8 protein-coding genes are annotated in these 10,739 nt (G+C 72.8%); 4 read left to right on the plus strand and 4 right to left on the minus strand.

Annotated elements, in window-relative coordinates; all coding sequences use genetic code 11:
* The first annotated feature begins 115 nt into the window (after positions 1–115).
* Both galT and ACTXG6_RS18350 read left to right on the plus strand, forming a co-directional pair.
* On the plus strand, positions 116–1,150 hold the full coding sequence (gene galT, locus ACTXG6_RS18345; RefSeq protein ID WP_445190042.1) for a galactose-1-phosphate uridylyltransferase: 1,035 nt from the start codon (positions 116–118) through the stop codon (positions 1,148–1,150).
* Positions 1,147–2,376: a galactokinase gene (locus ACTXG6_RS18350; protein ID WP_445189033.1), complete on the plus strand. Its 1,230-nt coding sequence runs from the start codon at positions 1,147–1,149 to the stop codon at positions 2,374–2,376. The genes galT and ACTXG6_RS18350 overlap by 4 nt, the downstream gene beginning before the upstream one ends.
* Before the next feature lie 76 nt (positions 2,377–2,452).
* Here ACTXG6_RS18350 and ACTXG6_RS18355 read toward each other — a convergent pair whose 3' ends face one another.
* Positions 2,453–4,432: a neutral/alkaline non-lysosomal ceramidase N-terminal domain-containing protein gene (locus tag ACTXG6_RS18355; protein WP_445189034.1), complete on the minus strand. Its 1,980-nt coding sequence runs from the start codon at positions 4,430–4,432 to the stop codon at positions 2,453–2,455.
* A gap of 95 nt (positions 4,433–4,527) precedes the next feature.
* On the opposite strand from ACTXG6_RS18355, the gene ACTXG6_RS18360 reads away from it, so the two are divergent.
* On the plus strand, positions 4,528–5,343 hold the full coding sequence (locus tag ACTXG6_RS18360) for an alpha/beta fold hydrolase (RefSeq protein WP_445189035.1): 816 nt from the start codon (positions 4,528–4,530) through the stop codon (positions 5,341–5,343).
* Positions 5,344–5,491: 148 nt separating this feature from the next.
* On the plus strand, positions 5,492–7,285 hold the full coding sequence (locus tag ACTXG6_RS18365; protein ID WP_445189036.1) for an ATP-binding protein: 1,794 nt from the start codon (positions 5,492–5,494) through the stop codon (positions 7,283–7,285).
* Between the two features lie 233 nt (positions 7,286–7,518).
* Here ACTXG6_RS18365 and ACTXG6_RS18370 read toward each other — a convergent pair whose 3' ends face one another.
* The 3 genes from ACTXG6_RS18370 to ACTXG6_RS18380 all read right to left on the minus strand — a co-directional run bounded on the left by ACTXG6_RS18370 (position 7,519) and on the right by ACTXG6_RS18380 (position 10,710).
* Positions 7,519–8,253 (minus strand): aspartate/glutamate racemase family protein, encoded by a 735-nt coding sequence (locus ACTXG6_RS18370; RefSeq protein WP_445189037.1) that lies wholly within the window; start codon positions 8,251–8,253, stop codon positions 7,519–7,521.
* A complete protein-coding gene (locus tag ACTXG6_RS18375) occupies positions 8,254–9,813 on the minus strand; it encodes an NCS1 family nucleobase:cation symporter-1 (protein WP_445189038.1) in 1,560 nt (519 codons plus the stop codon).
* Between the two features lie 186 nt (positions 9,814–9,999).
* A complete protein-coding gene (locus tag ACTXG6_RS18380) occupies positions 10,000–10,710 on the minus strand; it encodes a GntR family transcriptional regulator (protein WP_445189039.1) in 711 nt (236 codons plus the stop codon).
* Positions 10,711–10,739: the final 29 nt, after the last annotated feature.

Here is a 10,739-nt window from a genome sequence, read left to right on the forward strand (position 1 = left end):
GAACGCGGCCGACGAGCGCCAGCGAGGAGGACTCGTGAGTGGGGTGAGTGTGGGATCGACGCCCGGTGCGGGCCGGGGGGCCGCCGCCGAGAGTTCCTCCGTCCAGGTCCGGAAGTTGCCGATTCGGCTCTCCGACGGCCGTGAGCTGATCTACTTCGACGACCGCGAGCCGTACCCCAGCCGAACAGAAACCGACAATCGCGGCCTCGAGCGGCCGGACACCCACTCGGAGATCCGCCTCGACGTGCTGACCGGCGAGTACGTGGCGATGGCCGCGCACCGGATGGACCGCACCTACCTGCCGCCGGCCAACGAGAACCCGCTGGCCCCGACCCGCCCCGGCGAGCCACCGACCGAGATCCCGGCGCCCGACTATGACGTGGTCGTGTTCGAGAACCGGTTCCCGGCCTTCTCCGGCGGCACCGGGCGCTGCGAGGTGGTCTGCTTCACCTCCGACCCGAGCGCCAGCTTCGCCACCCTCAGCGAGCGGCGGGCCCGCACCGTGATCGAGGCCTGGGCGGACCGCACCGAGGCACTGTCCGCGCTGCCGGGCACCCGCCAGGTGGTGTGCTTCGAGAACCGGGGCGAGGAGATCGGGGTGACGCTGACCCACCCGCACGGTCAGATCTACGCCTACCCGTACCTGCCGGCGCGCACCCAGTCACTGCTGCGCCAGGCCGGCGCGCACCGGGCCGCCACCGGGGGGTCGCTGCTGGCCGACGTGCTGGCCGACGAACAGCGCGCCGACGTGCGGATGGTGCTGCGCGGCGAGCAGTGGAGTGCCTACGTGCCACTGGCCGCGAAGTGGCCGCTCGAGCTGATCCTGGCGCCGCACCGGGACGTGCGCGACCTCGCCGAGCTGACCGGTGACGAACGCGCCGAGCTGGCCGTGGTCTACCTGGACCTGCTGCGCCGCGTGGACCGGTTCTTCCCCGGGGTGGACCGGACCCCGTACATCTCGGCGTGGCACCAGGCACCGGTGGGCGAGGACCGCGAGCTGGGCCGGCTGCACCTGCAGCTGTTCTCGGTGATGCGGGCGCCGGGGCGGCTGAAGTTCCTGGCCGGCTCGGAGTCCGCGCTGGGCGCCTGGATCAACGACACCACCCCGGAGCGGATCGCCCGCCGGCTGCGCGAGGTGGCCGAGTCGTGAGCGAGCTGGTGAGCGGACCGACGTGGCACCCGCCGTCGACCGCCGCGTCGGCGAAGACGGCGTCCGCGCTGTTCACCGCCGCGTTCGGCGGTGAACCGTCCGGTGTGTGGGCCGCGCCGGGGCGGGTCAACCTGATCGGCGAGCACGTGGACTACGCCGGCGGTGTCTGCCTGCCGTTCGCGCTCGGGCACCGGACCTGGGCGGCGGTGCGGCCCCGCTCGGACGGTCAGCTGCGGCTGGTGTCCGGACAGCTGGACGAGCCGTGGACCGGCGCGCTCGCCGATGTCGCGCCGGGACACCCGGCCGGCTGGGCGGCGTACCTGGCGGGCACCGCCTGGGCACTCGGCGAGGAGGGCCTGCTGAGCCGGGGTTTCGGCGGGATCGACGCCGCGGTGCACTCCGACGTGCCGGTCGGGGCCGGGCTGTCCAGCTCCGCGGCACTGGAGTGTTCCCTCGGGGTGGCGCTGCTGGACCTGTTCGGCGGCGGCGCAGGGGCCCTCGACTCGCCGGCCCGCTCCGGTCTGGTGCGGGCCGGGGTGCGCGCGGAGAACGAGATCGCGCTGGCCTCCACCGGCGGCATGGACCAGGCGACGGCGGTGCACGCCCGTGCCGGGTACTGCCTGCGACTGGACTGTGCGACCTTCGAGACCCGCCAGCTGCCATTCGCCCCGGCCGGCCACGGCCTTGCCATCCTGGTGGTCAATACGAACGCCCCGCACCGGCTGGTGGACAGCCAGTACCAGGACCGGCGGGCCGCGGTGGACCGGGCGGCCGCGCTGCTGGGGGTACCGGCGCTCGGTCGGCTCGAGTCGGTGGCCGAGGCGCGGTCCGGGCTGGCCGCCGTCGGCGAGGAGGATCCGGTGCTGTTGCGCCGGGTGCGGCACGTGATCACCGAGTCGGCGCGCGCCCGGGCGGCGGCCGACCTGCTCGAAGCCGGCCGGGTGGCCGAGCTCGGGCCGCTGCTGGACGCTTCGCACACCTCGCTGCGCGACGACTACGCGCTGAGCTGCCCGGAGTTGGAGAGCGCGGTGGACGCCTCCCGGGCGGCCGGTGCACTGGGCGCGCGGCTGGTCGGTGGCGGGTTCGGCGGCTCGGCGATCGCGCTGGTCGGCGCCTCGGCGGTCGGTCAGGTGGTGACCGAGGTGCGCGCGGAGGCGGCCCGGCGCGGCCTCACCGAGCCCAGTTTCCTGCTCGCCGAGCCGTCCGCCGCCGCCGGGCGCGGCTGACTCGTAGCGCCGTGCTCCCCGGGACGCGGGTCGGCGCCCGCGCCGGGTCGCCGAGCCGCTCGCGCGCGGCCGGGGCTCAGCGGACCTCGAACGGGTCGCTGGTGCCGGTTCCGGTGCTGCCGCCCAGGTAGCGGATGCGGAACGTGCCGCTGGTGCCGAGCGGGATGTCCCAGGTGACCGTGGCCGTCGAGAGCGTGGCCGTCGAGAGCGTGGCCGTCGGGAGCGCGGCTGTTGAGGCCCGCTGGCCCCGGGTCCAGCGGAACCGGGTGTCCCAGTCCCCGTCGTCGGCCACCGCCCGCCAGCCGCCGTCCGCCTCGGCGCGCTGAACCTCGAGGTAGCTCTCCCCCCGGCGCAGGTCGCCGTTCGGGTCGCCCGCCACGAACACCGCGCTGGCCCGCTCGCCGGCCCGGTAGCTCGGCCGGGGTTGGCGCCACACGTCGCCGAGCCGCGCGCCGCCCTCGGTGGCCGGGCGCGGGGTGTGCCGGGACGGCCGGGGAGTGAGCCGGGGTGGCGTCTCACCGGGTGGCACCGGGTTGCCGGCGACCAGCGCACCGGCCAGCTCCGCCACGCTCTGGGCCACCGCGGGCAGCTCCCAGCGCCCGAACAGGGTGCTGCCGCCCTCGTACTGCTGGCTGTCGTACTCCTCCGGGGTGGTCAGGTAGTGCAGGTAGCCGTTGCTGTAGCCGGCTACCAGCACCCGGTCCAGCTCGGCGCCGACGATGCCGGCCACCACCCGGCGCAGCCGCAGCCCGGCCACGATGCTGACCTCCGCTGGCACCCCGACCAGGTACAGCGGCCCGATCCGCAGCAGCTGCAGCGGGGCGTGCTCGGCGACCAGCGGGCGCAGCCGGTTCAGCCGGCGCACGCCGAGCACCAGACCTTTCGGCGCCTGCGTCTCGCGCAGCTCGGCGGAGAGCCGGTAGAGCACCCGGGCGGACAGCGCGTCCCACAGCCGGTTGCGCCCCTCGTGGAACCCGGGGAACCCCGGCCCGTCCTCCACGCTGCCGGCCAGCGCGGCCGCCCCGACCGCCGGCCAGCCGGTCCGGTGCGTGCGGCCGTCCCCGGTGAACTCCGGTCGCACCGTCACGCCGGACAGCCGCACCGTGCTCAACCGGTGGTCAAGTCCGCCGGTGACCACGGTGCCCGGCTCGCCGGCCAGCGCCTCGGCGGCGGTGTACTGGCGCAGCCCGATCAGCCGGGTGTTCTCGAACTCGTCCTCGGTGGGTCCGCTGCCCGGGTGCAGATTCAGGTTGGGCGACAGGTCGCCGGCGTTGGTCTGGGCGAACGCGGCGATCCAGTCGGGCGGCTCGGCGCCGCGGTAGTCCTGCCCGTGGGTGACCCGTTCCCAGTGGTAGCTGGCGTAGCCCTTGTTGTCCGAGCTGATCAGCCGGTTGCGGTTGGTCATGCTGGTGTTGTGCACGGCGAACCAGGTGATCGCGCCGACGCCGCGGCCGGCCCGCTCGATACGCAGCACGGTGACCAACGGGTCGACGCCGTCGGGGAAGTACTCGCGGTCGGCCGCCGGGTTGCGCTCGAACGCCGGCCTCGACCGGTTCGCGCTGGCGTCGCGCAGCTCGCCCTGGGTGAGCACCAGGGTGGCCGGGGCGACGTCGGCGTGGGCCCGCTCGACCGCCTCGAGGATGCCGTCCACGATGGCCGCGAACGTCGTGGGGCGGAACCCGCCGGTGGTGCTGTTGTAGAGCAGGTGGTGCGAGTAGCCGCCGGGCCCGCAGTGCGTGTGCGTCGCGGTGAGCATCACGTTGTCCGCGGCGTAGGTGTCCCCGAAGCGGGTGCGCAGCCGGTCCAGCACGGCCCGCCGGATGCTCTCGAAGATCAGCGGCAGCTCGGCGATCACCAGCAGCACCCTGCGGCCCGTCCCGGCGTCCGGTTCGTCCCCGGCGCTCGGCTCCGCGAAGATGAACGCCCGGGCCCGCAGCCGGGTGTGGATGCCCTCGGTGCGCTGGTCGGCCTTGCCGTAGCCGAGCATGCCCACGCCGGCCGGCTCACCGGTCACGTCCGCGATGCCCCGCCCGACCAGGTATTCGTCATCCGCCACCCGATCATCTTCCCGGTACGGCCGGCCTTGGGTGGCGGCCGGTGGCGGTAGGTTGCGGTCGACGAGTCGGCGAGTTGTCTTGCGGAGGAGACCTGATGGCAGTGGACCAGGTCGGGTACCGCGACGTCGTGGGTTTTCGGACCGCCGTACTGGAACGCGGCTCCGGCGACCCGGTGATCTTCGTGCACGGGAACCCGGACTCCGCCGACGAATGGGCACCGTTCCTGGACCGGGCCGGTGAGCTGGGCCGGGTGATCGCACCGGACATGCCGGGGTTCGGCCGCTCGGTACGCCCCGGGCTGGTCGACTTCGCCACGCTCAAGCTGTGGTTCCGCGCCTTCGTCGACGACCTGGGCGTGGACCGCTACCGGCTGGTGGTGCACGACTGGGGATCGGTGGCGCTGGCGGCGGCCGCGCTGCGCCCCGAACAGCTGGAGAAGCTGGTGGTGATCGACGCGGTGCCGCTGTCCGCCGCCTACCGCTGGCACTGGCTGGCCCGGGTGTGGCGGCTCCCGGTCCTCGGCGAGCTGGCCGCGTACGGCATGCGTCGCTCGACCCTGAAGCAGATCAGCAGGCTGTCCAGCCCGCGCCCGGGCCCGATGGACGACGCCTTCCTGGACGACACCACCCGGTACCTGGACGCCGGCATGCGCCGCGCCATCCTCGGGCTCTACCGCTCGGCCGACCCGGGGGTGCTCAGTGCCGCCGGGGTCGCGCTGGAGGAGGTGCGCTGCCCGTCGCTGGTGCTGTGGGGCGACGGCGACCCGTACCTGGGCACCGACGAGGCGTACCGGTACGGCGCCGCGCTGCCGAACTCGACGGTCGAGCTGGTACCCGGTGTCGGGCACTGGTGCTTCCGGGAGGACCCGGGTGTGATCGACCGGGTGGTCAAGTTCCTCGGTGCCGGCTGAGCGGGGCCCGGCGCGAGGCCGGGGGCCCGGCTGAGCTGGGCCGGGGGCGCCGTGGTCACCGCCGCGTGGTAGCAATGGCCGCGCACGGATGGCCGCGACCGCGCCGTGGAGCTGACCCGGACGACCGGGCATTGACGAGGAGGAACCGGTGACCCAGAGCGCGCCACCGGTGGGCCTCGTCGCCGGCACCGAGGACTCCACCCCGCTGCTGTTCAGCGTTGCACTGGCGCCGGACTCGTACCTGCAGCTCGACGACGTGGTGGTCACCGTCCGCCCGGTTCCCGGGGTCGGGCCGGTGCTGACCTCGGGGATCGTCACCCAGGTCCGCGCCCGGCACGAGGGCGCCACCTACGGCTCGGACGTGTTCCTGATCAACGAGGGTGTGCTGCCGGCGCACGTCCAGGAGATCGCCGAGATCACCACGACCCGGGTGGACCCGGAGTGCTACGTGCCGCCGCGCCCCGGCGAGCCGGTGCACCGGGCCACCGGTGAGGAGCGGGCCAGGGCGCTCTACTTCGACCGGATGGAACGCAAGGTGCCGGTCGGCATGGGCCGCGACGGCGAGCCGATCTACCTCAACCTGGAGTTCCTGGACGGCACCCGGGGCGGGCACGTCTCGATCAGCGGCATCTCCGGGGTGGCCACCAAGACCAGCTTCGCGCTGTTCCTGCTGTACTCGATCTTCCGCAGCGGGGTGCTCGGCAACCGCGCGGTGAACGCCAAGGCCCTGATCTTCAGCGTCAAGGGCGAGGACCTGCTGTTCCTGGACCACGCCAACCGCCGGCTGGCCGACGAGACCACCGGCGCCGAGCTGGTCGACGCCTACGGCCGGCTCGGGCTCCCGGCGGAGCCGTTCGCCTCCGCCGGCTTCTACGCCCCGCCCACCCCGGAGGACCCGACCGGGCGCCCCTTCGTCACCGGCCGGACCAGCGGCATCAGCCCGTTCTGGTGGACGCTGCGCGAGTTCTGCGCCGAGGAGCTGCTCCGGTTCGCCTTCGCCGACGCCGAGGACGAGCGCAACCAGTACACCTCGGTGATCCACCAGGTGACCACCCGACTGCGCTACGACGCGATGGCCGCCGGGATCGACGGCGCGGTGAGCATCGAGGGCCGGCTGCTGCGCACCTACGCCGACCTGGTCGGCTTCATCTCCGACAAGCTCACCGACGAGGACGCCTCGGTGCGGGCGCCGTGGGCCGGCCCGGTCACCGGTACCGGCACCATCAACGCGTTCCTGCGCCGGCTGCGCTCCAGCCTCGGCCCGCTGCGCACCGTGGTGCGCGGTGACCTGACCGACACCCCGGGGCGGCGGATCAGCACCGAGGGCCAGCAGGTCACCGTGGTCGACCTGCACAACCTGCCGGAGCGGGCGCAGCGGTTCGTGGTCGGCGTGGTGCTGGCCGCCGAGACCGCCCGCAAGGAGGCCGCCGGGCCGGGCGGACTGCTCTTCACCATGATCGACGAGCTCAACAAGTACGCGCCCCGGGAGGGCAGCAGCCCGATCAAGGAGGTGCTGCTGGACGTCGCCGAGCGCGGCCGCTCGCTGGGCATCATCCTGATCGGCGCGCAACAGACCGCCAGCGAGGTGGAGCGGCGGATCGTGGCCAACTCCTCGATCAAGGTGGTCGGCCGGTTGGACCCGGCGGAGGCCAGCCGCCCGGAGTACGGCTTCCTGCCGCCGTCGCAGCGCGGCCGGGCGACGTTGGCCCGGCCGGGCACCATGTTCATCTCCCAGCCGGAGATCCCGGTGCCGCTGGCCGTGGAGTTCCCGTTCCCGGCCTGGGCCACCCGGCTGTCGGAGAGCGCCGGGGAACCGGTCCGCGTACCGGCCACCGGCTCAGCCGGTGCCAACGGCGCGGCCGGGGTGAACGGCGCCGGCAACGGCGCGGTCCGTGACCCGCTGCGCCGGCTCCCGCCGGTGGACGACGAACCGCCCTTCTGACCCCCGGCTCGCCGCCGCCGAGCGGCCGGCGCGCCGCCGAGCGGCCGAGCGGCCCGAGCGGCCGGCGCGCTGCCGCGCCGGAGTGCGGCCTGTTGTTACCGAACTGCACAAGAGGCAGGTGTTTCCATGATCGAACCAGCCTGGTGTGCAGCTCGGTAACAACAGGCCCGCGCGGGTCAGCGTCGGCGCCGCGGTGACGGCGCTGCCGCCGACCCCGGCACGGCGCCGGCTGCTCAGCGGCCGGCGCCGAACTCGCGCAGGATGCCGGCGTACGGCTTGGCCGGCGGCGCCGCGAACTCGCCGGTGGAGCCGGTCCGCAGCCCCATGGTGACCAGCGACTGGACGGTCAGCACCGCTGCCTGCACGCCGTCCACCACCGGCACCCCCAGCTCCTCGCCGATCCGGGCGCACAGCGCACTCATGCCCGCGCAGCCGAGCACGATCGCGTCCGAGCCGTCGGACTCCAGCGCCGCCCGGCACGCCTCGGTGATCGTCTTGACCACGTACGGGTCGGAGTCGATCTCCAGCACCGGGATGTCACAGGCGTGTACGCCCAGGCAGAACCGGCGCATGCCGTACCGGTCGGCCAGGTCCCAGGCCCGGCCTCGGGTGCGGGCCAGCGTGGTGACCACGCTGAACCCCCGCCCGAGGAAGCTGGCCGCGTGCATGGCCGCCTCGGCGATGCCGACCACCGGCCCGGCGGCCAGCTCGCGGGCCGGATCCAACCCGGGATCGCCGAAACAGGCGATCACGTAGCCGTCCGAACCGAGCTGCTCGCCGCGCGCGATCTCGGCGAGCAGTCCCGGTACCGCGAGCGCCTCGTCGTAGTGGCTCTCGATCGAGGCCGGACCCATGGCCGGGGAGACCGCCCGGACCACGGTGTCCGGCCCCGCGACCGCTCGGGCCGACCGTTCGATCGAACCGGTCATGTCCCAGCTGGTGTTGGGGTTGATGACGGTGATGAGCACCTAACTCGCTACCTCCGCAGGTTCGGGCCTGACCACCGCTGACCGGCGGCCGATGGCCAGGTACACCAGCAGACCCACCAGCATGCCGATGAACCAGGTGTACTGCACGACGGTTTTCATACCGGGACCGCCGGTCCACAGCACCGGGACCATGGCGATCGCGGCGGCGATCCCGGTGGCGATGATCGCCGCCGGGTGGTAGCCGCCCTTGTACCAGTAGCTGCCGGTCGGCGAGATGCTGAACAGGTCGTCGACCACCACGTGCTGCTTGCGGACCAGGTAGAAGTCGGCGATCAGCACCCCGAACAGCGGGCCGATGAAGGCACCGAGGGTCTCCAGCGTGTAGTGGATCACTTCCGGGTTGTTGTACAGGTTCCACGGGGTGATCAGCACCGAGCCGACCGCCGCGATCATGCCGCCGGCCCGCCAGCTGATCTTCTGCGGGTTGACGTTGGAGAAGTCGAAGGCCGGCGAGATGAAGTTGGCCACGATGTTGATGCCCACGGTGGCGATGGCGAAGGTCAGCGCGCCGAGCACGATGGCGAACACGCTGTCGATGCGGGCCACCGTGTCCACCGGGTCGGTGATCAGCTGGCCGAAGATCGGCAGCGTGAGCGACGCGGTGACCACCACCAGGATGGAGAACACCAGGAAGTTCACCGGCAGCCCCAGGAAGTTGCCCTTCTTGACCGCCGCGAAGGACTTCCCGTAGCGGGAGAAGTCACCGAAGTTCAGCATCGGCCCGGAGAAGTAGGACACCACCAGCGCGATCGCCCCGAGCATCACCGGCACGGCGGCCCACCCGGTGTACTTGACCTCGCCGAGGTTGAGGTCGATCGCGCCCCAGCCGGCCCGGTGGATCAGGTACCCGGCCAGCAGGAACATCACCACGTAGACGGCCGGGCCACAGAAGTCGATGAACCGCCGGATGGACTCCATGCCGGTCCAGAACACCGCGGCCTGCATGACCCAGAGCACCGCGTAGGTGCCCCAGCCCATCGTCGAGAGGCCGGCGAAGCCGTGCTGGTTGACGTCCGCGTAGGGCATCAGGGCGGGGAACAGCTTGAGCAGCACGATGTTCAGCGCGGAGGAGGCCAGGTAGGTCTGGATGCCGTACCAGGCGACCGCGATCAGGCCGCGGATGATCGCCGGCACGTTCGCGCCGAACACCCCGAACACGCTGCGGCAGATGACCGGGTACGGCACCCCGGTCAGCTGGCTCGGCTTGGCCACCAGGTTGCAGAAGAAGTTGACGATGCCAATGCCGATCAGCAGCGCGATCAGCACCTGCCAGCTGTTCAGACCCAGCGCGAACAGGCTGCCGGCGGTGACGTACCCGCCGACGCTGTGCACGTCCGACATCCAGAACGCGAAGATGTTGTAGCTGCTCCACGACTGCTTGCGCAGCGGGGCGAGGTCCTCGTTGGTCAGGCGTGGGTCGTAGCCGGGCTTGATCAGTCCGCCACCGATGGGTGCTCCGGCCGCTTCGACGAGGTCGTCGTGGCCGGCGGTGGCGTGCGGGGGTCGTAGCCGTTCCTGCGCGTGCGGCGCTTCAGTCATGGCAACTCCTGTGGCCCTCAAGAATGAGGCCTACGGACGACGCGGCCGCTGCTCGTCAATAGCCCTGCGTGCGCCTCTGGTGAGGCGAAACCGGAAACTCCGGGTGCCAGAAACCGTAAGCTCGCAGTGTTACGCCGCCGTCACGCGAATCGTATATTTTGCCGCGTCAGACGGGGTGCCAGTGCCCTAGTCGGGTGCGAACAGGCCGCGGTCGCGGGGCAGCGCGTGCAGCGAGGACCGCAACCGGTGGTGGTGGTCGCGGGCGATCCGCAGCAGCGCCGGGGTGTCCCGGGCCAGGAACGCGGTGAGCAGCCCGTCGTGGTCGGCGTGCAGGGCGGCCCGGTCGGCCTCGGTCACGTGGGCCATCGGCTGCAGCGGCTCGGTGATGTTCCACGCCGACTCGTACATGCCGAGCAGCCGGCGCATCCCGCACGGGCGGACCAGCGCCCAGTGGAAGCGGCGGCTCTCCCGGTGATAGGCGCGCACGTCCCGGGTGGCGACCGCCTCGTCCAGCGCGTGGTGTGCGGCGCGCGCCTCGGTGTCGTCGTCCGGGCCGGCCTGGGCGACCGCCGAGGTGAGCGCCGCCGTCTCCAGCACCTCCCGGACCAGGTACAGCTCGTGCAGCTCCTGGGTGGTCAGCTTGGCGACCGCGTAGCCGGCGTTCGTACGGTGCTCCACCAGCCCCTCGCCGATCAGCGTCTTGAGCGCCTCGCGCACCGGGATGCGGCTGACCCCGAACACGGCGGCCACCTCGTCCAGCGGGATCGGGGTACCGGGCGGCACCCCGCCGTCGAGCAGGCAGCGGCGCAGCTCGTCCAGGATCGCGGCCTGTGGCCGGCCCGGGCCCTCGTTGGTCAGGCGGGCGATCAGCACGGAGCGGGTCCGGCGCGCTGGCATGGCTCCTCCGGGACACCTGGTCGGAGTAC

This window comes from Pseudonocardia sp. Cha107L01, assembly GCF_052566575.1.